The 23,480-nt window shown below is 59.7% G+C and carries 18 protein-coding genes; 4 read left to right on the top strand and 14 right to left on the bottom strand.

Annotated elements, in window-relative coordinates; translation table 11 throughout:
* Positions 1-848: 848 nt before the first annotated feature.
* Positions 849-1,094: a hypothetical protein gene (locus tag K8U03_08500; GenBank protein ID MCE9604926.1), complete on the bottom strand. Its 246-nt coding sequence runs from the start codon at positions 1,092-1,094 to the stop codon at positions 849-851.
* Positions 1,095-1,377: 283 nt separating this feature from the next.
* Between K8U03_08500 and K8U03_08495 the strand changes: the two genes are divergently transcribed.
* From K8U03_08495 to K8U03_08480, 4 genes are all read left to right on the top strand, one after another.
* Positions 1,378-2,694, top strand: a complete 1,317-nt coding sequence (locus tag K8U03_08495) for a DUF1501 domain-containing protein (protein ID MCE9604925.1) — start codon at positions 1,378-1,380, stop codon at positions 2,692-2,694.
* A 299-nt stretch (positions 2,695-2,993) separates the two neighbouring features.
* Entirely contained in the window at positions 2,994-4,430 is a 1,437-nt protein-coding gene (locus tag K8U03_08490) for a DUF2252 domain-containing protein (GenBank protein MCE9604924.1), read from the top strand.
* 32 nt (positions 4,431-4,462) lie between these two features.
* Entirely contained in the window at positions 4,463-5,251 is a 789-nt protein-coding gene (locus tag K8U03_08485; GenBank protein MCE9604923.1) for a hypothetical protein, read from the top strand.
* Between the two features lie 184 nt (positions 5,252-5,435).
* Positions 5,436-7,763: a serine/threonine protein kinase gene (locus tag K8U03_08480; GenBank protein MCE9604922.1), complete on the top strand. Its 2,328-nt coding sequence runs from the start codon at positions 5,436-5,438 to the stop codon at positions 7,761-7,763.
* Between the two features lie 33 nt (positions 7,764-7,796).
* On the opposite strand, the gene K8U03_08475 is transcribed toward K8U03_08480, so the two are convergent.
* The 13 genes from K8U03_08475 to K8U03_08415 all read right to left on the bottom strand — a co-directional run bounded on the left by K8U03_08475 (position 7,797) and on the right by K8U03_08415 (position 23,313).
* Positions 7,797-8,456, bottom strand: coding sequence for a hypothetical protein (locus tag K8U03_08475; protein MCE9604921.1), 660 nt, complete (start codon positions 8,454-8,456; stop codon positions 7,797-7,799).
* A gap of 66 nt (positions 8,457-8,522) precedes the next feature.
* Positions 8,523-10,010: an alpha-amylase gene (locus K8U03_08470; GenBank protein MCE9604920.1), complete on the bottom strand. Its 1,488-nt coding sequence runs from the start codon at positions 10,008-10,010 to the stop codon at positions 8,523-8,525.
* 1 nt (position 10,011) lies between these two features.
* Positions 10,012-12,741, bottom strand: coding sequence for a glucosidase (locus K8U03_08465; protein MCE9604919.1), 2,730 nt, complete (start codon positions 12,739-12,741; stop codon positions 10,012-10,014).
* A 181-nt stretch (positions 12,742-12,922) separates the two neighbouring features.
* A complete protein-coding gene (locus K8U03_08460; GenBank protein MCE9604918.1) occupies positions 12,923-13,558 on the bottom strand; it encodes a carboxymuconolactone decarboxylase family protein in 636 nt (211 codons plus the stop codon).
* A gap of 98 nt (positions 13,559-13,656) precedes the next feature.
* Positions 13,657-14,082, bottom strand: coding sequence for a response regulator (locus K8U03_08455; protein ID MCE9604917.1), 426 nt, complete (start codon positions 14,080-14,082; stop codon positions 13,657-13,659).
* Between the two features lie 144 nt (positions 14,083-14,226).
* Complete coding sequence (locus K8U03_08450) at positions 14,227-15,039, bottom strand: aquaporin (protein ID MCE9604916.1); 813 nt, start codon at positions 15,037-15,039, stop codon at positions 14,227-14,229.
* On the bottom strand, positions 15,039-16,085 hold the full coding sequence (locus K8U03_08445) for a glucose 1-dehydrogenase (GenBank protein ID MCE9604915.1): 1,047 nt from the start codon (positions 16,083-16,085) through the stop codon (positions 15,039-15,041). Before K8U03_08445 ends, K8U03_08450 begins: the two co-directional genes overlap by 1 nt.
* 83 nt (positions 16,086-16,168) lie before the next feature.
* Positions 16,169-17,101, bottom strand: a complete 933-nt coding sequence (locus K8U03_08440; GenBank protein ID MCE9604914.1) for a glycyl-radical enzyme activating protein — start codon at positions 17,099-17,101, stop codon at positions 16,169-16,171.
* Entirely contained in the window at positions 17,098-18,261 is a 1,164-nt protein-coding gene (locus K8U03_08435) for a 6-phosphofructokinase (GenBank protein MCE9604913.1), read from the bottom strand. The genes K8U03_08440 and K8U03_08435 overlap by 4 nt, the downstream gene beginning before the upstream one ends.
* Before the next feature lie 74 nt (positions 18,262-18,335).
* Positions 18,336-19,154: an SDR family oxidoreductase gene (locus K8U03_08430; protein ID MCE9604912.1), complete on the bottom strand. Its 819-nt coding sequence runs from the start codon at positions 19,152-19,154 to the stop codon at positions 18,336-18,338.
* A gap of 67 nt (positions 19,155-19,221) precedes the next feature.
* The gene (locus K8U03_08425; GenBank protein ID MCE9604911.1) at positions 19,222-21,711 is read right to left on the bottom strand and encodes a glycyl radical protein; all 2,490 of its coding nucleotides are present in this window, start codon (positions 21,709-21,711) and stop codon (positions 19,222-19,224) included.
* 334 nt (positions 21,712-22,045) lie between these two features.
* A complete protein-coding gene (locus tag K8U03_08420; GenBank protein MCE9604910.1) occupies positions 22,046-22,666 on the bottom strand; it encodes a response regulator in 621 nt (206 codons plus the stop codon).
* On the bottom strand, positions 22,663-23,313 hold the full coding sequence (locus tag K8U03_08415) for a hypothetical protein (protein MCE9604909.1): 651 nt from the start codon (positions 23,311-23,313) through the stop codon (positions 22,663-22,665). Before K8U03_08415 ends, K8U03_08420 begins: the two co-directional genes overlap by 4 nt.
* Positions 23,314-23,480: the final 167 nt, after the last annotated feature.

The following is a 23,480-nucleotide window of genomic DNA, read 5'->3' as shown; positions in this document are numbered from 1 at the left end:
AAGCAACACGGTCGGTCATCGACCACTTTGGTGGTCAGTCATGATCATGTTCCGAATCATGCGAATGCTGATGGATTACGCCGGAGAGCAGTATGCCGCAAAGCTCCTGTGCGAATCCTCCCAGATCGAAGTCGCGACGAAGGGACGGACTCGTCGCCAGCATGACGGTCGGCACGAAGGGTCGATACTGCCTTGCCCGACGACCGCGGCTCGACAATGATCCGGGTTGCGAACGAACCCATGACCGGCATGGAGACGCCGTGGCGCAGAAAATTAGAAAGGCCACGGTGGCGTGTACCGAACGCAGCCGCGATCGCAGTACGAACCGAGCGTCTCTGCCCGTGGATTTGATCGGTGGAAAGGGAGGTTGACGCGTGGAGCTTCCGCATTTCCCTCGGGACGTACTGAGGGCCTTCTTTTTGGCGACCGCAAGAGCGCCCAGAATGCTGTCAAGTCGTTGACGAGTCTCGAGGGTTATTTGTGGCGTCTTTGTAAAGCGGCGGACGCTGTGTCCACTAAGCTCCAGAGCTCCTCTCGTGAGAAGTTATGCACGCTGAGAATCTGCAATCCGCAGCAGAGCCGCAGCTCGTATCGCGACGGACCCTGGGGCTCGACGCATTCGATGACTTTCCATTTCAAGAGATCCGGCGGTCTTTCCCAGATCCAATGCGGAGGACCAATCTGAGTGTGAGGCATCCGGACACCTCATAGGAATAAACTCTAGGGATGTTCAACGTCTTCGGTATCGTCCTTCACGCCTTCCAACTTATGGTCGATAACCGTCTCGACCTTTTAGGACCCCGCGTTCACGGCTCGTTCCCAGGTCCCTGCATGGGCCCGAACCGCAACTAAGCCGTCGTTGGAACGTACTGCGCTCGGATGTAGAGGCAGCGACTACTTCCCGCGCGCTTCGTGCTCTCGTACGCGTCCGATCCCCCCTCATGACTCACGATGAAGCGCTGCCCGATTTCGCCGTCGTTCGTCTGCTTGTAATAGCCGAACGCATGCTCGATGTCTTGCACGAGACGATCCGTATCACCGGTCACCGATTGCCGGTCGAGGGAACCGCCGACGAATTGAAACACGACTGTCATTGCCGCCGCTTTCCGTCGATTGCTGTAGGGGATTCACCCCCGCGATGCGATCGAAAGATAAAGCAATACACGAGTAAATCCCAGTCGAAGGACGGTGCGCATTACCGGAGGCAGGGGCAGGAAATTAACGGAATTGCGACCGTCTGAAACGGCATGCGTCGGCTAACACGATAGGCACCCCGCTCAAGAGCATGAATCAACGTACGTTGATTAGTCTGCCAAACTTGATATTTTGGACGCAGCGTTGACTCGGAAACGAAAAAAATTCAGCGAGAGCGTTTGAATGTTGACGATCCACGGCGGACGGCAGAGTCTTCGTGACGGCGTGTCCCGGCGCGATTTTTTGAAAATCGGCGGGTTGGGAGCGGCGGGGTTGTCGTTGCCCGAACTTCTCCACGCCGAGTCGAAAGCCGGCGCGCGGCCGACGGGCAAGTCGATCATCAACATCTGGCTGCCGGGCGGTCCGACGCACATGGACATGTTCGACATGAAGCCGGACGCTCCGCTCGAATATCGCGGCGAATTCAGCCCGATCGCCTCGAACGTGCCCGGCTTCGAGTTCTGCGAACTGCTGCCGCGTCTGGCAAAGATCGCCGATAAGTTCAGCGTGATCCGGTCCGTGACCGGTATGAACAACGAGCACGCCGCTTCGCAGACCGATTCCGGCTGGCCGGAGAATTCGTTGCGTTCGGTGGGGGGGCGGCCGGGGTTGGGAGCCGTGCTGTCGAAACTCGACGGCCCGACCCAGACGACGGAGCACGGAACTGCGCCAACGGCCGTCGAACTCGGAAAATGGGCGAGCGCCGGTTTCCTCGGCCCGATCCACGCCCCTTTTCGACCGGATGGACCGGGGCGTTCCAACTTGAAGCTCAATCGGGCGGTGCCCCTCTCCCGGTTGGAAGATCGGAGGACGCTGCTGAACGGGCTCGACCGGATGCAGCGCGACGTGGATTCGTATCGGATGATGGAGGCCATCGACAGTTTTACCGAGCGGGCCGTGGGGATCGTCACCTCGAGCAAATTGGCCGACGCGCTCGACTTCCAACAAGAGGATCCGCGACTGCTGGAGCGATACGGCGTCGGCGACCGGCGCGGCGGCGACCACGATGTGAGCCTGTTCCCGACGGCGCGGCGGTTGATCGGGGCCGGCGTGAGGAGCGTGTCGCTGAGCTGGGGCACCTGGGATTCGCACAACGACCTATTCAATTCGATGCGCTCGCAGTTGCCGCGACTGGATCAGGCGCTGTCGACACTGATCGAAGACCTCCACAACCGGGGTGAACTAGACGACGTGATCGTCATGGTGTCCGGCGAATTCGGCCGCACGCCGAGAATCAGCAAGTCCCTAGGAGGTCGCGACCACTGGCCTCAAGCCGCGTTCTGCTTCCTCGCCGGCGGAGGCATGCGGCACGGCCAAGTGATCGGCAGCACGAATCGGCTCGGCGAAATCCCGAAGGATCGCCCGATCCACCTCCAGCACATCTTCCACACCGTTTATCACCAGTTGGGAATCGACGCAAACGCGGTCACGCTCACCGACCCCAACGGCCGCGAACAATATCTGCTCGACCAGAGGCAGTTGATCCACGAACTGGTGTGATGGCGCCGGTGGACCTCGGATACCTCGGCGAATCGGAAACCAGATCCCGTCGTGAAAGCCGGCATCGGCGGGATTTCGATCGGTTGGGCTTTTCCATCGACGACCCCGAACGAATCAGAGTCGGAGGGTGGGACTATTGCGATTGTTCAGGCGGTTCGGTGCAGTACCTCGCAAATCGCGACAGAATATCGGCAATAAATTGGCGAATCCCCTTGGCGAGGAGCAAAATCAAGTGAGGCACGGCCATTGCCGAAGCATCCTCCGATCTAGCACCAATTGAACGTACCAGGATGCACAACATGGATGGACAGCGCGAATTCTGGCAGACGACGGCTCCGTTCGATCCCGCCCGTTCGTTGGACTCTTCGGAAAGTCGCTACCAGCAAGGCAAAGCCTTACGCTTGCGGACGCCGCGCGAAGACCACGCCGCTTGGACGCCTCCCGCCGATCGCGCGGACCCGGTAGCGACGTTGGTAACGGCCAATGTGGGGCGAGACGAAGCCTTGGTCCCATTGCGTATGGGACGGATGGCGGCGTCTCCGTTTGCGTTCTTGCGCGGAGCATGTGCGGTCATGGCGGGCGACCTGGCGCGCACTCCCATCAGCGGGCCGCAAGTGATGCTCGACGGCGACGCACACATCAACAATTTCGGACTCTACGGTACCCCGCAACGCGACGTCGTCATCGACATCAACGACTTCGACGAGGCGACTGTCGGGCCATGGGAATGGGATTTGAAGCGGCTGGTCGCCAGCGTGAATGTGGCCGGTCGAGACAACGGCCTCGATGCAGAAGAGCGACGCTCAGCCGTGATACGTTGCGTCGACGGCTACGCGCGGAACTCCCAGCGGCTGATGCATCTCGGCGTGCTGGAAACATGGTCCCTCTTCGCCTACGCCGAATTAGAGCGACACCGAGAGGACCTGGAGCAGGTTGGAATCAAGATCGGCGGCAAGTTTCAAGCGGTCGTTAAGAAGGTCCTGGCGAAAGCGCGGCGGACGCACAACGACTCACTATTGAAGAAAGTTGCGCAGCGACAGGAAGACGGTCGTTGGCGGTTCGTCGAAGACGCGCCGATTCTCACCAAGTTGGACGATTCCACTCGGCAGCAAGTCATCGCCTCCTTGGTCGACTACGGCGAAACGCTCGCTCCGGAATACCGGATCATGCTACAGCGCTACTCCGTGGCCGACGTGTGTCATCGCGTGGTCGGTGTCGGCAGCGTCGGACTGCGTGCCTATCTCGTCTTGTTGTTCGGCAACGGTGACACCGATCCGTTGTTCCTCCAAGTGAAGCAAGCGGTCGCCCCGGCCCTGGCCCCCTATCTCCCACCGGTTGCATATCGCATCGAGCACGAAGGACGACGCGTCGTTGCGTCGCAGCGCGGACTGCAATCGCTCGGTGATCCGCTCTTGGGCCACACGACGATCGAAGGCCGACACTACTTCGTGCGGCAGATGAAGAACTTCAAGGCCTCGATGCCGACCGAATGGCTGACCGGCGAGCCGTTCGAGTTCTGGGGCTGGGTCTGCGGGGTGTTGTTGGCACGCGCGCATGCCCGCTCCGGCGACATCGCCAAGATCGCCGGCTATATCGGCAAGTCCGACATCTTCGCTACGGCTCTAACTGATTTCGCCGAAGCCTACGGCGACCAAACGGAACGCGACCACGCGGCACTCGTCGAAGCCGTGCAGACGGGGCGAGTTGCGGCGATCAGCGAAGGCGAGTCGGAATAGACGCACTGAAGCACTTCGTTTTCGAGACCGCTATGCCCGCCCAATCCGTGATCGAGATTTTGCCGCTGTGGGCGCTCTTCGTGGGCACAGTGCTGCTCGTGCTCGCAGCGATCGAGGCGGGCTACCGGCTCGCTTTGTTTCGCAAGCAAGCATCAGACCACACTAGCGACGCGCCGATCGGTTCGGTGATCGGCGGCACTCTCGGCTTGCTCGCTTTTCTCCTGGCATTCACGTTCGAGATGGCCGCCTCGCGCTTTGAAACACGGCGTGAGTTGCTACTCGACGAAGTGAATGCGATCGGCACTTGTTACTTGCGAGCGGAGTTGGTTCCGGAGTCCGAGCGCACGCGAATTCGAGAACTTCTACGCGAGTATGTTCACCTGCGTGCAAATGCGTTGAAGCAGCCGCAGACGCTGCCGCAGGCGATCTCGCGCTCATCTGAACTGTTGGACGAACTATGGGGGCAGGCGGTTCTCGTGGCGAAAAAGGACAGCAGCTCGGAAATGCACTCGTTGTTCGTCGATTCACTGAACGGGGTCATCGACTTCCATACGAAGCGGGTGGTCGTCGGGCAGTATCATATTCCCGACGTCATTTGGCTGGCTCTGTATATCGTTTCGGTCCTCTCGATGGCCGGCGTGGGTTATCAGTTCGGGCTCAGCGGAACGCGCGATCTCGCGATCAGTCTGTCGTTGGCGCTGGCGTTCTCCATCGTCATCGGCCTGATCGCCGACTTGGATCGCGCAATCGCGGGATCGCTGCAAGTCAGCCAGCAGCCCATGATCGAACTCGATCACAAGCTCGGAGCGTCGAAGCCTTAGGATCGTATGCGAAACCGCCCGGTTTAGGACTAGGTGCGTCCTTCGAGCCTTTGAGAGTTAATCCTGCGACAATAAACTTGATTGCTTGCGTTTCGGGATCTGCCGAGGCTAGCATCGAACTAACCCGTTCTTTTCCGACAACGCCTTCTAGGAGATGTCCGATTCATTCGGGCACTCGCATCTCATGTGGAATCCGCTTTCGACGCTTTTCGCCCGGTCGCGCAATGGTCGTGATGGTGCGCAAGCTCATATGACGTTCGGTCAAACGTCGATCGGGCGGACCATTTCGCGCACGGGTCTGTTGCTCAAGAAGCAACTCTGGATTTGGCCGATCATCGCCGTGGTGCTGTTGGCGATCGTCGGCTACGTCGTTAATCGTTCGATCCGGGAGACGATGGAGCGGAATCTGCAATCGCAACTCTCGACGCTGCTGAACGTCGAGCGAGCGATGCTCGAAAAGTGGTTCAAGGTGCAGGAGTCGAGCGCGCTCACGTTGGCCAACGATCAAGAGATCCGCCGGATGGTGGCGCAACTGCTGACGGCTACGAACCGCTCGCAGCTCAAACACGATCCGGCCGTCGCAGGAAACGCTCCGGACGCGGCGGAGCTACACGCTCGATTGGGAAAAGAACTGGAGCCGAGTATGTCGGCCCACGATTTCATCGGCTATGTCGTGGCCGACAAGCAGTTGCGAGTCGTCGCGGCGAGCGCTCCGGAGTCGATCGGGCAGATCATCCCGCAATACGAGAACTTCTTAACAAGAACGCTCGATGGCAAGCCGACCGTGTCGGCTCCCTATCCGAGCGCCGGAGTCGTCAAAGATCGACACGGCCGGATGCAGACTGGAACGCCGACGATGTTCGCCTGCGCGCCGGTGCTCGACGAAAACCTCCAGGTCGTCGCCGTCTTGGCCTTACGGATCCGTCCGGAGGAAGAATTCACCGACATTCTGCAATTGGGACGCATCGGCGAGACGGGCGAAACGTATGCCGTGAACCAAGACGGTCTGATGGTATCCAATAGCCGATTCGATGAGTCGTTGATCTTGCTCGGACTGCTTCCCGACGACGATACGGCGGTTTCGATCTTGAAGATTCAAGTGCGCGATCCCGGCGGCAACACCCTCGAAGGTTTCCGACCGGGAGTCCGACGTCGTGAATTGCCGCTGACCGCGATCTGCGCGGCGGCCGTCAGCGGTTCGACCGGAGTCAACATGGAAGGCTACCGCGACTATCGTGGTTTGCTTTCGGTCGGCGCCTGGACGTGGCTGCCCGAATATCGGTTGGGGATCATCACTGAGATCGACTATGCCGAAGCCTATCGACCGCTCACAATTCTCCAGCGGACGTTTTACGTGCTGTACGCATTGCTCGGAATCGGCGCCGTCGCGATCTTCGTGTTCACACTGATCGTCGCTCGCTTGCAGCGACAAGCTCGCCGGGCCGAGATCGAGGCCAAGCAAATCGGGCAGTACCGACTGCTGGAAAAGATCGGCGCCGGTGCGATGGGCGAGGTCTACAAAGGCCAGCACGCCATGCTTCGCCGGCCCACCGCCATCAAGATGCTGAACATCGAGCGCGTCAACGAAGCCTCGATTCAACGGTTCGAGCGCGAAGTGCAGATTACCTGCAAGCTCAACAATCCGCATACCGTGGCGATCTACGATTACGGCCGGACACCGGAGGGGGTATTCTATTACGCGATGGAGTACCTGGACGGGCTGAACTTGCAGACGCTGGTCGAGCAATACGGTCCGCAATCCGAGGGGCGCGTGGCGAGCATCCTGCGGCAGATTTGCGCTTCGCTCTATGAAGCCCACTCGTCGGGCCTCGTGCATCGCGACATCAAGCCGGCCAACATCATGCTCAATCGTCGCGGCGCCGAGCCCGACGTCGTGAAGGTCCTAGATTTCGGCTTAGTCAAAGCCATGGACGACAAGAACGCGGACCGCTCGTCGGGCAATGAACTCTCCGGAACGCCGCTGTATATGTCGCCCGAGTCGATTCAGACTCCGGAATCGGTCGATGCCTGCAGCGACCTCTATGCCGTCGGAGCCGTGGGCTATTTCCTGCTCACCGGCGAGACGGTCTTCAACGCTCGCACGCTCGGCGAACTGTGCCAACAGCACCTCACCGCGATTCCGAACGCGCCGTCGCAACGGTTAGGAAAACCGATTTCGGCCGAGCTGGAACATGCGATCTTGGCTTGCTTGGAAAAGAGTCGGGCCAAGCGTCCTCAAACCGCGAGAGACTTGGCGACGATGCTCGACCGCGTGACGCGGAGTTGGTCGCTTAACGACGCGGAGGAATGGTGGAGTCGCCACGAACGAGGGCAGTCGCCGCACAAGCCGACGGAAGTAGTCCGAAACACGAAAGACGGCGATCGCCCTAGTAATCCAGAGGCAACACCGCCTGACCCCACGGCTCCTCGTGCCGATCTCGGGCGGGAATCGGTTGAATCGGGGTTTGATCGAACGGCGATCTTCGACGCCGACGGCAAATCGTCGAACTAGGCTTCACGCAGGGGCCTAAGAAAACCGAGATCCTTAGCGCGACGCGTGAGCAGCGTCAGTGACAAGGATGTGGATGCTCACCAGGAGTACCCAACCGGGAAAGACCAGCGCAATCCAGGGAAAATCCGTGGCGACCAGCAACAGGACGATCCCGCAGCCGAAGCCTACGTACGCTACCCAGCGGGACAACACGTCCGTACGGAATCCGATTGTGGAGGTCACGAACATAAACACCGCGGCCATTCTCAGCCCGAACGTGTGCATCAGCGCATACGCCATCCCTCGCGCGACTCGATAGGCATCGATGCGACTCGGTAGGCTGATGTCGGCCCCGAACGCATCCAGCACTCCTCGGGCAACGGCCGCGGTCGTGAACAGCATCGCCACGAACAACAGGCCGCTACCGAGAAACACCGTCGCAAAGAACCGGTCTTCCAGCAAGCCGATGCGATTGCGCAGCACCGCCATGAACCAAAGGAACGCGAGGCCCGCGAAGGGAACTAGATTCAATGCTAGGCGAATCCAATCGCGAAACTTTTCGTCGGTGAGCCAGACTCCGGGATCGTTGGGATCGGCCGGAACGGCCAGTCGAATGAGAACCAAGCTCACGATGTAGAGCGCGGCAAAGAGCACGCCGCTGAGCGCCACCGATCTATGAGGAGGCGAAGCAAAACGCGGCTCAATCGCTGCCATGCTTGTTCCGTCCCAAAAACCAATTCACTTGCCCAGCGCGCCGCCAGGCCGACGATGCACGTCGCATTACCGTGGGACTTGTTTCGTCAGAGCGAAAACGGAAGTCTTCCAAGGGCCTTCATCCAGAAACAGCCCATTCCCTCGTAGATCCTTTCCGTTCCAAGCGTATTCTTCCGCACCGAGTTGGTTTTCCAGAAGCCAGGGGTCGTCTCCCAAGTCGTCGAACGGGAGCCGCACGTGACATTGGCTTTGATGGTCGGAATAGTTCACCACGATCAAGAGCCGAGTGCCGTCGGTATCTTGCCAACTGAAAGCTACGAAGCAATCGTTGGTTCCGTTCCCTTCCCAAGCCGGCGCGCATTCGAGCGATTGCCAGCGGCCGTTGCGCACGATCGGTCGTCGCAGAACGGCGAGCAGCCGATCGTAAAACGCCGCCAATACTTCGTTCTTGGGCTCGTCGGGTCCGCGAACCAAATGCGGTGAGATCCGTTTCAAGCGACCATCGAATTGCCCCTGATGAAAGAAGCGCAACCCAGGAGAGAGAAACGTGAGGACCGCCGCGGCCAGATGGACCTCCGTCGAGAACGTCGCGGCGGCCCGCGGCTCGTCATGATTCTCCAGAAACCGCGCCAGCTTGTCTTGATAATCGAGTCCCGCGTGAAAGTGCTCGCGCACCGGCCGGGCATGGTGTTCGCGAAGGCGATCGTAGAGCCGCTTGTCGTATGCGTAGTCGAAGCCTTGTTGCTGGAGCGTCCACTCCATATCCCAGTAGACTTCGGCCATGAAGACGAAGTCGGCGGCGCGCTCGCGCACACGGCCGGTCGCCGCCGGCCAGAACAGCGGGGCGCCCTTTCCCCACGTTCGCTCGAAGACCTCCGGCAACACGAGCATCGCCATGTCGCAACGCACGCCGTCGCACTGACCTGAGATCCTTAGCAGTTCCCCGATCATCGCTTCATGCAGTGCCGGATCGGCGTAGTTGAGCTGCAACGTATCGGGCCAGCCGGAGAAATACGGATCACGACCGTAGGCGAGGATCTGATCGCCGCTCGTACGTTCGACGCGCGTGTAATTCTGAGGTGCGTGAGCCAAATCGGCTTCCGTACCCGGCACGAAATACTCCGGGTGATCTTCGACCCACGGATGGCCGAGTCCCATGTGATTGGGGACGAAGTCGAGCATGAGCTTCAGGCCGCGGTGTCGGAGCCGCTCACGGAGGAGAGCCAAAGCCGCGTCCCCGCCGAGGCCCTGATGCACCGTGTAGCCGGTGATCGCGAAGCCCGAGCCGGCGATGTCGGCTTCGCAAAGGTCCGGGAGCGTCTCATGAAACTCACGACACCATTCGGGATTGTTTCGTGAGACTTGCTGCGCACCCGGGCCTGTTTGCCAGACACTCAAAAACCAAATCCAATCGAACCCCAACTTGGAGAGGCGATCCAACTCGGCGTCCGGGACGTCGTCCAATGTGGCCGGCCTGCCCAGAACTCGGGATAGTTCGGTCAGCCACACTCGGGTGTTGATTTGATAAACGGAGGGATAGCGTGGCTCAGCCATGTCAGCGCTTCCCTCCCTCTTTGCGGAACGCCGACATCTTGCCCATTTCCAGGCCCTGTTTCGCATCCAAAGAGCCGAAGAGCTCGATGAACTTCGCCACGAGCCCGGTCCAGCCGGTCTGATGGCTGGCCCCCAGCCCCGCGCCGTTGTCGCCGTGGAAGTACTCGAAGAACTGCAGATGATCGCGCCAGTGGGGATCGGACTGGAATTTCTCCGTGCCGCCGTAAACTGGACGCCGGCCGCTCTCGTCGCGCAGGAAGATTCGCGTGAGCCGGTCGGCGAGTTCCTTGCTCACCTCGAAGAGGTTCATCAGGTTGCCGGAGCCCGTCGGGCATTCGATCTTAAAGTTGTCGCCGTAGTACAAGTAGTACTGCAGCAAGGCTCGGATGATCATCGCGTTCACCGGCATCCAGACCGGGCCGCGCCAATTGGAGTTCCCGCCGAACATGCCCGTGTTCGACTCGGCCGGCAAGTAGTCCACCCGATACTCTTGACCATCCAGGTAATAGATGTAGGGATGCTGCTCGTGAAACTTCGAGATCGAGCGGATGCCGTGGGGACCGAAGAACTCGTTTTCGTCGAGCATCTTCGTGAGGACCCGACGAAGCCGCTCGGGATTGAGCACGGCGAGTAATCCGCGATCGTTGACGCCGAAATGGTCCGGGCCGACGGGGTGCAACGTGTTGCCGAGTTCCGGGATCCGGCGCAGCCGCTCTAAGAGGCCGGCCATCGCCCGGGGAATGCGTTCTCGCTGCCACGGCTCGATGACCGTCGTCGCACACAACGGCAGCAGCCCTACCAGGGAACGGACCTTGAGCCGCGTTGCACTACCGTCGGGGAGTCGCAGGATGTCGTAGTAAAAGCCGTCTTCTTCGTCCCACATCCCCTCCTGTCCCGAACGGTTGATGGCCGCGGCAATGTAGTAGAACTGTTCCACGAACTTCTGGACCATGTCCTCGTAGATCGGATCGTGCGCCGCGAGCTCGACGGCGAGCTCCGTCATGTTCTGGCTGAACAGCGCCATCCAAGCCGTGCCGTCGGCCTGCTCAAGGTGCCCGCCGGTCGGGAGCGGCGCACTGCGGTCGAAGACGCCGATGTTGTCGAGGCCGAGAAACCCTCCTTCGAAGACGTTCTTGCCGAAGCGGTCTTTGCGGTTGACCCACCAGGTGAAGTTCAACGTCAACTTGTTGAACGCGCCGCGGAGAAAGTCTAAGTCGGTCTCGCCGCCGAGAGCCTGTGACGTACGATGGAGAAACAGGGTCGCCCAAGCATGCACCGGCGGGTTCACGTCGCTGAAGTTCCACTCGTAGGCCGGAATCTGACCGCTGGGATGAATGTAGTTTCCCTTCAGCATCAGCTTCAGCTGCTCTTTGGCGAAGTTGGGGTCGACGATCGCCAGCGGCAGCGCGTGGAACGCCAAATCCCAAGCCGCGTACCAGGGATACTCCCACTTGTCGGGCATCGAGATGATGTCCTTGTTCAACATGTGGAACCACTCGGAGTTCCGGGAGTTGCGGTATCCGGAATGCAGTGGGTTGGAGTTGTGCTCATCCAGCCAGTTGTCGCCGTCGAAGAAAAAGAACTGCTTGCTCCAGAGCATGCCGGCCAGTGCTTGGCGCATCACATTGGCTTGGTCGGCACTCACGGTCGGCGGCGTGACCGACTTGTAAAACTCATCGGCCTCGCGCAGCCGGTCGGCAAAAGCCTGATCGAACGCCTTGCCGAACGCGTCATGAGTTCCGCTCGCAGACGATTTCGATAGTCGCAAGCGAATGACCGTCGACTGACCGGCGGCGATGTTGCGCCGATAGTGCGCCGCGACCTTAGTCCCTTCCTTGTCGGGATTCACCGCGCCCTGATGGCCTTGCACTACGCAATCGTTGATGCCGTCTTTGACGTGGGGACTCTCGTTCTTCTGCCCGGGAAACAGGCGCTCGTGGTTGGTTTCGTTTTCCGTGAAGAGGAGCGGTGCATCGCCTTCGCAGCAGAGCGTGAACTCGCCGAGCACCGAATGCGATCCCGCAACCGCGCTCGAACCTGCGGAGGTCTTGACCTGCTTGAGATTGGGTTTTCCGGCAGCTCGGTTCGACTCGGCGATCCACCGCGACCAGTCGTTGCGGAACCACAGCGTGGGAAGAAGATGCAGTTCCGCCGCGTCCGGTCCCCGATTGGCCGCCGTGATTCGCACCAAGATGTCTTCGGGTCCGGCCTTGGCGTACTCTACGAAGACGTCGAAGTATCGATCGTCGTGGAAGACGCCGGTGTCGAGAAGTTCATACTCCATCTCTTCGCGGCTGCGCCCGCGGTTCGTATTCACGAGGTCGGCATAAGGGAAAGCCGCGTGCGGATACTTGTACAGATACTTCATGTACGAGTGAGTCGGCGTGCTATCGAGGTAGAAGTAGTACTCCTTCACATCCTCGCCGTGGTTTCCTTCGCTGTTCGTCAAGCCGAACAGACGTTCCTTGAGGATTCCGTCCTTGCCGTTCCACAGGGCCAGAGCGAAGCAGAGTTGCTGCTGATCGTCGGAGATGCCGGCCAGGCCGTCCTCGCCCCAGCGGTACGCGCGAGAGCGCGCTTGATCGTGGGTAAAGAAGTTCCACGCGTCGCCGTTTTCGCTGTAGTCCTCGCGCACGGTGCCCCACTGGCGCTCCGAGAGATACGGCCCCCACTTCTTCCATGGCTGACTCGGTTGCCGTGCTTCATCCAACCGCTCGTGTTCTTTAGTCATGGTGTTTCCCGCCTGGTGTATTTCAATCGAACGTACCGGTTCAGTTGCAAGCACTTCGCGATCAAGAACAATCAAACGACCTCATGTGCGATCGGCTCACTCAGTTCCACCGCGGCCGAAATCGCGGCGACGCGAGATTCGCAATATCGCGCCGCCCACTCAGCCCGGCCGCCTCACAAGACTAGCCTACGCGGCTTTGGAAGCTATTCAATTCTTCCGCCAGAATCGGTATGCCGAGATTGCTCGCTTGGATACCCTGCGCCACACAGACCTTCAGCACTTCCATGATCTCTTCCATCGTCGCGCCGAGCTGGAGGGCCGCCTTGATGTGGCGGCGTGTTCCGGGCGCGTACATATGAGTGATCGACGCATCGACGGCTATGCTCACTAGCTCCGCGAGCTTCGGCGAAAGAACGCCGCTGATGTAAACCGGTAAGCTCGCGGCGATGATCGCTTCCGTCCAGACCGGATCCAACTCGAAGAACGAGTCCCAGGCCGCATTCCATTGACCCGCGGCTTTCATCTTGTCGCAGACCGGCGTCGTCGTCGGTTCCTTCGGCATCGCCTGCACACCGGCTGCCTTCACTTCTTCCAGCAGCAGGGGAGCACCCAAGCTGGCCGAATGGATCGACAGAAGAGACGCGACCTTGAGAATCATCATGATCTCTTCGCGGGTCGCGCCGGCTTCGAGTGCCCCGCGGATGTGGCGACGAGTTCCGTCCGCGTTCAAGTTCGTGCAGGCGGCATTCACCGCAATGCTGATAAGTTCGATGTCTTTACGCGGCAGTACGCCGCTCGTCCACGGGTTTGCAGACATCTGCAGACACTGATCTGCCCAGACAGGATCCCAATCGCGTAGTGTGGCTAGCGCGGGATCATTCCATGGCCCAGTTTCCGGTTGTTGTTTCCCTACGTTCATGATGCCTCTCTTGCGCGGAGTTCGCCTAAATCAGTCCCGCTTGTCACCGATGGCTGTGCTATGGCGTTGGCGATGGCCTCCAGCAACGTCTGGTCATCCATCGGTTTGCGAAGGTACGCCGAGGCGCCACCGGCCAGCGCGCGTTCTCGAGTTTCGGTGGCATCGTGCCCGGTGATGACGACCATCGGCAATCGGATGCTCGCCTCCGTTAATCGCGTCTGTACGGTGAAGCCGTCCATGTGCGGCATGTGCAGGTCCAGAACGACACAGGCCGGTCGATGGGTTTTCAACGCTTCGAGAAGCTCGATACCGGAAGGAAATGTCTCCACATCGAAGTTGGCCGAGCGCAACAGCCTCTCGACGGCGATGCGCACCGATTTCTCGTCATCGACGACGGCAATGAGAGGTCGAGCTTTGCTCATGAATGAGAAAATAGCCAGTCAGACGAGGAGTGGACATTGGACCTTAGGCCAACAAGCGAAGGCGGGCGAATTCAGGAGCCACCGCCGGAAAGTCGCGGGTGACGCGCTCCGTCACTTCCAGCTCACGCGAAATTAGCTTATTGATCATGAAGAGGGCGAGGGTTCGCGCTCTTTATGACGCTGCGCGGCCATCCGGCGAAACAGGCGGTCATGGTCGCTGTCGAAATAATACAGTTTGGCGACTTCAATGCGCTTTGCCAGGTAACTACAAGCGAGCACGGCTAAGAGCATTCCAGCCATCGGCCCGATCCAGTAGATCCACCACCCCTCCCATTGCCCGGAGATAACTGACGGGCCGAAGCTGCGCGCAGGGTTAGTGCTGGTTCCCGAGATCGGCGACTCAATCCAAACCATGATCGCGTAGAGTGGCGGGAAGATCGCAGGTGTGAAGGGGCGGATGCTCCGGAAGCTCAGAAAAACGGCGAGCAGAGCGACCATCGTAAAGGTCGTGACAACTTCGCCCAAAATGACCGTCGAGAGAGAATAGCCGGAACCCGGCAAGGTCGCGCCGAAGTCCACGCTCGATCCCATCGAGCCCCACAAGAGGAGCGGCAACGAGCCCATCACGGCGCCGACCAGTTGGGCGACGATATAGACGAGCGTAGTGCGAAAGTCGAGCTTCCCCATCAATCGGAAGGCGACCGTGACTGCCGGATTGATATGCGCTCCGCTAACCTTCCCGACAGGCGACAACGCGATCGTGGCCCCGGTCGTGCCGAAGAGAAAACCCGTGATCAGGCTTCGCAAGCTCTCGCTGGGGATCAACCGCGCCATCGGAGTGCCGGATCCAAACATCAGGATGACCAGCGAGAGGCCGACCAGGACGAGCAGTGCCGTCCCGATCAGTTCCGAGACGAAAAGGCTCCAAGGGATTTTCCGGCTGTTTGATTCTGCCATCAGACCTCCGAAAATTGAATGACGACCTTGATGTCGTCGGGACTCCGCTGCAGTGCCTTTTTGAAATCTTCCGGCTTCTCGCGACGGGTGATGAGGCGTTCCAACCAGGTGCGATCCGCACGAGCCAAGACTTCACCCGCCTTGTACCAGTGCCGCTTGTTCGCGTTGACACTGCCGACGACGACATTGTTCTTCAACACCGCGGCCGCCGCGACATCAGCCACGGGCGGCCCAACGGTCGAACCACCGGCGCCGACCCCCGTCAGGCAGACGATGCCTCCCGCGCCGACTCCTCGGATCGCGTGATTGATCACCTGCCCGACACCCGTGCATTCGATGATGACGTCCGGCGCAAATCCCAAGTCGGCGACGGTTCCGGTGTGATACGTTGCACCCAGGGCGCGGACCAATTCCGGCTTTGAGCCCGTCTCGACTCGGTCGAGAACGTGAACCTCCATCCCCCGTTGCTTGGCGATCAATGCGGCGAGCAGGCCGATCGGGCCCGCGCCGGTAACAAGCACGGTCCGTGGCTCCCAAAAGGCACGCTGACCGACCGCGATGACCTGCTCCACCGCTTTCGTGACTACCGTGGTCGGCTCGATCAAAACACCGAGCAGCCCGAGGGATGAATCGACCTTCATCGCGTACTCGGGCTCGATCCGCCAGCGTTCCGACATGAAGCCGTCGATCTCCTTGATGCCGCGCTCCGTGTACAGGCCGTTGGTGCACATGTCCCACTCGCCGACTGCACAGTTCGGGCAGGGAACTCCGTCAGGGCGCCGCACGATGCCGACTACGAGATCCCCTTGCTTGAGCGCGCTGCCACCCGGCTCCAGCACCCGGCCGAGCGATTCGTGCCCCAGCACAAGTCGAGTCTTTCCCGGGGGAGCCCAGCCGTACTTGCCTTCCACGATCTCAGCATCGGTCCCGCATACTCCGACGGCGATGGCTTCCACCAGCACGCTGCCGTTGCGAGGATCAGGCTCAGGAACATCCTCCAGCCGGGCCGTTCCTATTTTGTTGGGTTCGACGGTGACGGCTTTCATTTCGAGAGTTCCTTGATTCGAGAGTTGTGAGCTTTCATTCGACCGTCTCTCACTTCCTACGCGCCGACGGCGAGCCGGCCGACCTACGTCTTGGTGGTGCCGAACGACTCGTCGATGATGGCCTGCAGTCGTTGTAGAGTCGCGGGGTCGAGACTGTTGAAGTCATCGAGGTCGTAGACGCGCCCGAGGAATCCGTACTTCGTCTCTCCGTAGCGGTGGTACGGCAACAGCTCGTACTTCACCACGTTCGGGTACGGGCGGATAAACGCCAGTACCGCGCGGATGTGCTCCTCGTCATCGTTCACGCCGGGGATCACCGGCGTACGGGCGATGAACGTCTTGTCGGGATACGCCTCATAGGCCCGCTTGAAATTGGCCAGGATGCGGGAGTTATCCGCGCCGCACCACTTCTTGTGCCGGACGGGATCGGTCAGCTTGTGATCGTGCAGGACCGTATCGACGTGCGGTAGAACTTTTTCCATGAAAGACCAGGGGTAGTTTCCCGCCGTTTCGATCGCCGTATTGATGCCGCGATGGTGCGCCTCTTCCAACAGTGCGGCGCTGAAGTCGCATTGCAACACGCACTCGCCGCCGGACAGCGTGATGCCTCCGCCGGACTCACGATAAAAACTGCCGTCTTGTTCGACCTCGGCGAGAACCTCGTCCACGGTCATCGCCTGGCCGAACAGGTAGAGCGCATTCGGCGGACAAACGGGCACACATTTGCCGCAGTTCGTGCACAGATCCCAATCGATCCGTACTTTGCCGTCAGACGGCATGACCGAGATCGCCGACTCGGGGCACTCCTTCAAGCACAAGCCGCATTCTTTTTCACCGATGCACTTTCTGAGGTCATACGCCAATTCCGGTTTCGGATGGATGCTCTCCGGATTGCTGCACCACTTGCAGCGTAGCGAACAGCCTTTGAGAAACACATTCGTGCGAATCCCAGGGCCGTCGTTGGTACAGAAGTGCTGGATGTTCAGAACGACGCCTTTGGGAACTTCCTGACTCATGGCGCCACCTCGTCTCCGAAACAAATTCCAAGCGAGCGTGCAACCTGCATGAACACGCTGTCCGCAGGAACGGTCCGGACCTTGTTGATCGCCTCGGCTAGCGGCACGAACTTCAGGTCCGGCGGCTGGAACGTCACCATGACGCCGCTTTGATCGGCGTGGAGGCCACGCACGGCGCCTGCTCCGTAGCTTAGTCCCAATTGCCGATCGACTGCGGTCGGCGGACCTCCTTTTACCAAGTCGCCTAGCACGAGCGGGTAGGTCTCATGGTCGGTGAGCCGTTGAAGTTGCAGCGCCACCGACGTCGCCACGTGCCCCGAGCGGTCAATCACATGAGCGCCTGCATGACCCGTGGCGCCCGGAGAAAGCGAGGCCTTCATCGAATCGATCGACTTCGTCTCAGACGGCAAGGATGCCGCTGGAACGGCGCCCTCGGCGACGACGACCAGAGCAGACCTCCGTCCTCCCTGCATCCGGGCGCGCAACTTCGCGGCAACCTTCGTCAAGTCGTAGGGGATTTCGGGAATCAATACGGCATCGGCGCAGACGGCCATGCCTCCCTGCAACGCCAACCAACCCGTGTGCTCGCCCAAGACTTCCACTACGCCGATTCTTTGCGCGGATTCGGATGCCAGACGGATGCGATCGAGGATCTCGGTAGCAAAGCCCAGCGCGCTATTAAAGCCGAAGGAGAGTTGCGTGACCGCGATGTCGTTTTCGACCGACTTCGGTACGCAGATGGTTTTCAGGCCTTTGCGATGCAGCTTGAACAAGATGCTCAAGGCTCGCATGCCGCAGACGGAGATCACTCCGTCGATACCTTGCTCGCGAAGTTTTCCCAGCAGCTCATCGGAGCGATCGACTTCTTCGACCGCGTTATCTGAGTTGACGATGCGTACGTGAAACGGATCGGTATGGGCTGCGGTCCCCAAGATCGATCCGCCGGTGCCGGCGAAGTGCTCAACCATCTCACGCGTCAGCTTCACTAGACCGCCGTCGGGATACCGATCGGGGAACAACAGGCCATCGAATCCGTCTCGAATGCCGACGACCTCCCAGCCCAGTTCGTCGGCGGCGAGGACCGCACCAGTGATTACGGCGTTCAGACCGGGCACGAAGCCGCCACCGATGTTGATCGCAATGCGACGCGACGATTGCATAGTTCCGTCTAGTCCTTCAGGCGTTATGCCGCGGGCACGCCGGCGAATGCTTCTTTAGTCCGCCGGAAATGTCACTACTTACCGCTGCTCTTGAAGTCCGCCATTCGCTGGCGGACGGTGCCCCGTAGATCCTCTCCGAAACCGGTAAGAGCCCCGCCGTCTACGGCGAGCATCTGGCCGGTGATCATGGCCGCGCGATCGCTCGCGAGAAAGCTCACGGTCTCGCCGATCTCTTCGATCTTGGTAAAGCGCCCCAGCGGAATCAGTCTCTTGACCGTCATTGCCCGGTACTCAGGCGTCGTGCCCGCTTCCATCAACGGCGTTTGCACACTACCCGGACAGACCGTGTTGACAGTGATATTGGAATCCGCAAGTTCCCACGCCAAATGCTGCGCGAGGCCTGCTTGGCCGTATTTGGATGCGGTGTATTCCACGCTCCCGAAGAACGCGATGCGGATGGATGCCGTCGAGCCGATGTTGATGATCCGACCCTTGTTCTGCTTCATCATCTGGGGGATCACCGCCTGACAACAAAGAAAAGAGCCCTTGAGGTTCACGTTCAAGACGCGGTCCCAAGACTCCTCTTCAAGCTCCATCGTCAGTACAGGATGGCTTTCGATCCCGGCGTTGTTCACCAAGATGTCGATGGCCCCGAACTGCTTGACGGTCTCGGCCGCCATTGCGGCGACTTCGTCTTTCTTGCTGACGTCAGCACCGATCCCGATCGCCCGACCACCTGCGGCCGTGATCTTCTTCACCACATCCGCGCACTCTTCTAACTTGCGGGAATTGATGACGACATTCGCCCCTTCGCGCGCGAGCACCATCGCGATGCCTTCGCCGATGCCACGGGCCGACCCGGTGATGATGGCGGTTTTGCCTTTAAGTTCCATGCTGGCTTCCTTCGGATCTGGATATATTTCAGAGTTCGTGCTGGAGGACGAGTCAACCTTCGTATCGCTATCCCATTTGTTCTTCAGTTCGCGCGATGATCTCCGCCTGCTGCGTCGGCGACAGGTCCACGAAGTACGCCGAGTAACCCGCAATGCGCACGATCAGGTTCCGAAACTTTTCCGGCTCCTTTTGCGCCGCCAACAGCGTTTCTCGGTTGAGAATGTTGAACTGAATGTGCCAGTGTTTCAGCTGGCACCAAGTGCGAATGATCTGCATCAGGCGTCGCGTGCCCGGCTCTCCGGCCACGGTGGGCGGGCTGAACTTCATATTGATCAGGTCGCCCGCCTTTTCCCGATAGCTTAGATTTCGGCCCCGAGCCATGGAAGCGAGCGACACCGTCGGCCCCTTCACATCCATGCCGTGCGAAGCGGAGATTCCTTCGGAAAGATACTCGCTGGCCATTCTTCCGTTAGGTGTGGCCCACGTAACTTTTCCCATCGGAACATGGAACGTGATCGGGATCTGACGCAGCAGAAAGGCTTGATCGTGGGGCTTAGGATGCTGATGCAGGAAGTCCAACACGAAACTCTCGATGTCAAAGGCAATGGCGTCCACCCATTCAATCCCGTTGCCATATTTGGGTGCGTTGAGGCACATCTGTCGAATGGCTTCGTGGCCCTTCCAGTCGACCTCAATCGCCGTCAAGAGTTGGTCCCAGGTTAGCCTCTTGGTGTCGAAGATGAGGTGCTTGACTGCCGCTAGGCTGTCGATCGCAGTGCCTTTGCCGATCGCCTCAAAGGTGCCGTGGTCGATGGAGCCCGGGAAGTACTCGCCGTGCGTGTGCAGGTCGCGACACTCGGTCATCGCCAAGTCGTGAAGCATGGACGTTGCCGGCGCGGCGAAGTACTCCGGCTTGATCTGATAGGCGATGTGTTGCTGGATCAGTGCATGCCGGGCCAGATGCTTGGCCTGTGCGCAGAATGCCTTCCAGACATCGTCGAAGCTCGTCCATGTCCGCGGATCACCGGTCTCAACGCCGAATTGGAGGTCCTTGAAGACCTTGAGTTTGCCGTTGCGAAATGTCAACTCGACGATGGAACCGTAGTTAATGCCGCCGGAGGCCGTGACGTTCGTTTCCCGATTGGGGAGTCGATTCTCGCAGCACCCCGAGATGTTCCAGTCCAGCGCCTCCTTCATGGTGGCGCCATTGGCGAGGTAGAAGGGGATGACCATCTCATCGTTGAGCAGCTTCGGATACCCCTTGCCGTCCTTGATGCACTCCACGACATGGTGCAAAAAGGCGTCGGGCGTGTTGGCGTGGATCCGAACGCACGGATCCGGGCTGGTCAGGTGCAGTCCGCGAAGCGATTCAAGGATGAGGAATGAAAGCTCGTTGGTAGCGTCCCGGCCGTCGACCGTCTGCCCGCCGACGCAGACATTCGAGAATTGAGCGAACCCTTCCGTGCCTGCAGCAACCACCGGGTTGAGCTTCAGTTCCACGACCTGCGACATGGCTATCCAAAGGCAATGGAATAGTTCCATGGCCGATTCTTTTGTGATCCGGCCTTCGGCCAGATCCTTTCGATAAAACGGCAATAGATACTGATCCATTCGGCCCTGGCCCAGGGCGCTCGACGTCTGCTCGATGCGGTTGAAGATCTGGCCCCACCACTGCGCCTGGAGCGCCTCACGAAACGTGCGCGCCGGATTCTCCGGAACCCACCGGCAGATCTCAGCGATCTCCTCCAGCTCCTTCTTGCGCTGAGGATTCGTCTCCTTTGCGGCCAACTCGGTTGCGAGCTCCGCGTAACGCCTGGACCAGGTCGTCATGGCGTCGCAGGTGATGATGACGGCTTCGAGGAACGGCTTCTTGTGGACGAAGTCGCGGGGTTCCGAAAGCGCGGCCAGCTTCGCCTCGGCCTCCTCACGGATTCCTCTGACGCCACGAGTCAGGATCTTGCTCCAATCCGGCGTCCAGTTCTGCGAGTGCCTCATGGGAGAGGACGCAAAAACGACGACCGTCATCAAGATCGTATTCTTGGGGTCCGGCCCGTACTCCATGAACCGCGTGTCCGGCGGGAGCGACTTTACATAACCGGTCGCATAGTCCTTGCCCGTCCAGTAGGACGTGAGTACCTCGCTGATGACCTTCTCATCCTCTTCCGAAACCACGACCTCGCCCGGCTGGCCCTTGTTCTTGCGGAACATCTCGACCCCGGAGGGCATGATGTCGCCGTCAAGTTCCGGATAGACAATCCCCCAGCGACCGAGCCAAGTATTGGGTCGACCGACGATCAGCTCGTCGGGGAAAATCGTCACGGGTACTTTGTCGGCGAAATGCGCAAGCGCCTTGGCCCAGCGCAGGACGAGCGGCTGGTTCTCGGTCTCCTTGAACGATTCCGTGAACAGAACGGCGCGATCCACGGTAATACGAGGCGGGCCGTAACCACGAACGGCCTCATACAACCTGAGAATCCGCTCGGTCACGGTGCCATGCAGCGTCGTCTTCCCTGACTGGATGGCCTCTTCCTGTGCGGACAAAGTTGCTGTCGCCATCGTCGGTTTCCTCTCGTCTTGGATTTCCGCTCGTCAAACCCGTCCATCCGAATCGTCGCTCATCCCAAGCTCTCGGTCGCGCATCTTGAGCACCAAATCGGCGAGACCACTCGCCGGCTGACTCGGTAATCGACTTAGAGCTATGACTGAGTCACGCCACGGCGATGCTCATCGATTCCTCATCATCCACGACGGCGATCGACGGCAGCGTTCGCGCATGAGCGAGAGGGTACTCCGTCAAACGGAGAAACCTATTGGACCTTAGGCCAATACGCTAAGACCGAGGCATTCAGACGTCGGTGAGGCAAAAAGCCGATTGCCGAAGGAGGGCTCGTCACCTAGCCCGAATACGTGCCTTTTCAGTGAGTCGCACGAGTTCCGCGACGGATTGCACGTTCAGTTTTTCCATAACGCGCGCACGGTGGACTTTGATCGTTTTCTCGGCGGTGCCCAGTTCAGCGGCAGTTTGCTTGTTGAGCTGGCCGGAGATGACGTGCTCCAACACTTCGCGCTCCCGCGGCGTTAGCGTCGCCAGCCGTCGATCGATCTCGGCGACCTCGTCGCGATTCTGCCGATCATGTTGATCCTTCGCGAGCGCGGTGCGAATGGCTTTGAGCAGGTCGTCGTCGTTCACCGGCTTGGTAAGAAAATCGACGGCGCCGCTTTTCATCGCCTGCACGCTCATGGGGACGTCGCTGCGACCGGAAAGAAACACGATGGACCGATTATGGCCGCCGGCCTTCAGCGCTTCCTGAAGTTCGAGGCCGTTCAGGCCGGGCATCGCCACGTCCAGCAACAGGCAACCCGGTGACATCGGATCGTGCCGATCCAGGAACTCGCGTGGGGAGGAAAACGTGACCACCGTGAGGCCCGCCGAGCTCAACAAACGCGTCAGGCTCTTCAACACGGCGGAGTCATCGTCTACGACGAAAACAGTCGCTGTCGGCTGGCTCATGAGGACGCCTTGTTGGGTAACGTCAGGGTGAAATGAAAGGTGGCGCCGCGCTCAGGATTATTGGTGGCCCACAACCGTCCGCCGTGTGCTGCGATGATCGTCCGGCAAACCGCCAAACCGAGCCCCATGCCGTTGGGCTTGGTGGTGAAAAACGGTTCAAAGACCTGTTCCATTTTATCCGCGGCAATGCCCGCGCCGAAGTCGGCCACGGATATGCTCACCGCATCGCCTCCGGCTAAGTCCGTGCGGAGGATGATCCGGCGATCGTCTCTCGCATTGTTAGTCATGGCATCGCAGGCATTCATCATGAGATTCAGTAACACCTGCTGGAGTTGAACGCGATCGCCTTGAAGGTCGCGCAGGTCCGGAGCGAGTTCCGTCTGCGTGGTGACTCCCTGGTTCACAAGGTCGCTGCGTAGGAGCTTCAAAACTTCCAGCACCACTTCGTTCATATCCAGAGGCTGATGTTGCACCTCACCCTTCTTGAGCAACAGACGAAGACGACGGATGACTTCACCCGCGCGCTTATCTTCGTTCACGATGTCGGTCAGGATTTCGCGCACCTCGTTGAGGTCGGCGTTCTCATGGGCAAGGAAACGCAGCGCTGCCTGAGCGTTGCTGAGAATCGCAGTGAGCGGCTGATTCAACTCATGGGCTAGTGAACCTGATAATTTGACCTGCCCCCCTTAAACGAGTCCGGTCGTCAGTCGTAGACTGACGACCATCACTTGAAAAAGGGAGGCGATCATGGGGACGAAGCGCTTGAAAGTGGAGCAGATCATTCAGAAGTTACGGGAAGCGGAATTGGAGATCT

It is taken from the genome of Planctomycetia bacterium, assembly GCA_021413845.1.
GTDB lineage: Bacteria > Planctomycetota > Planctomycetia > Pirellulales > PNKZ01 > PNKZ01.
This window is presented reverse-complemented; position numbering and strand designations above follow the sequence as displayed.

Excerpts from the sequence above, each read along its gene's own strand:
- K8U03_08440 (MCE9604914.1), bottom strand. The coding sequence starts at position 17,101 with ATGAGTCAGGAAGTTCCCAAAGGCGTCGTTCTGAACATCCAGCACTTC.
- K8U03_08455 (MCE9604917.1), bottom strand. The coding sequence starts at position 14,082 with ATGAGCAAAGCTCGACCTCTCATTGCCGTCGTCGATGACGAGAAATCG.
- K8U03_08460 (MCE9604918.1), bottom strand. The coding sequence starts at position 13,558 with ATGTCTGCAAACCCGTGGACGAGCGGCGTACTGCCGCGTAAAGACATC.
- K8U03_08425 (MCE9604911.1), bottom strand. The coding sequence starts at position 21,711 with ATGGCGACAGCAACTTTGTCCGCACAGGAAGAGGCCATCCAGTCAGGG.
- K8U03_08500 (MCE9604926.1), bottom strand. The coding sequence starts at position 1,094 with ATGACAGTCGTGTTTCAATTCGTCGGCGGTTCCCTCGACCGGCAATCG.
- K8U03_08420 (MCE9604910.1), bottom strand. The coding sequence starts at position 22,666 with ATGAGCCAGCCGACAGCGACTGTTTTCGTCGTAGACGATGACTCCGCC.
- K8U03_08470 (MCE9604920.1), bottom strand. The coding sequence starts at position 10,010 with ATGGCTGAGCCACGCTATCCCTCCGTTTATCAAATCAACACCCGAGTG.
- K8U03_08475 (MCE9604921.1), bottom strand. The coding sequence starts at position 8,456 with ATGGCAGCGATTGAGCCGCGTTTTGCTTCGCCTCCTCATAGATCGGTG.
- K8U03_08450 (MCE9604916.1), bottom strand. The coding sequence starts at position 15,039 with ATGGCAGAATCAAACAGCCGGAAAATCCCTTGGAGCCTTTTCGTCTCG.
- K8U03_08430 (MCE9604912.1), bottom strand. The coding sequence starts at position 19,154 with ATGGAACTTAAAGGCAAAACCGCCATCATCACCGGGTCGGCCCGTGGC.
- K8U03_08480 (MCE9604922.1), top strand. The coding sequence starts at position 5,436 with ATGTGGAATCCGCTTTCGACGCTTTTCGCCCGGTCGCGCAATGGTCGT.
- K8U03_08465 (MCE9604919.1), bottom strand. The coding sequence starts at position 12,741 with ATGACTAAAGAACACGAGCGGTTGGATGAAGCACGGCAACCGAGTCAG.
- K8U03_08445 (MCE9604915.1), bottom strand. The coding sequence starts at position 16,085 with ATGAAAGCCGTCACCGTCGAACCCAACAAAATAGGAACGGCCCGGCTG.
- K8U03_08435 (MCE9604913.1), bottom strand. The coding sequence starts at position 18,261 with ATGCAATCGTCGCGTCGCATTGCGATCAACATCGGTGGCGGCTTCGTG.
- K8U03_08495 (MCE9604925.1), top strand. The coding sequence starts at position 1,378 with ATGTTGACGATCCACGGCGGACGGCAGAGTCTTCGTGACGGCGTGTCC.
- K8U03_08490 (MCE9604924.1), top strand. The coding sequence starts at position 2,994 with ATGGATGGACAGCGCGAATTCTGGCAGACGACGGCTCCGTTCGATCCC.
- K8U03_08485 (MCE9604923.1), top strand. The coding sequence starts at position 4,463 with ATGCCCGCCCAATCCGTGATCGAGATTTTGCCGCTGTGGGCGCTCTTC.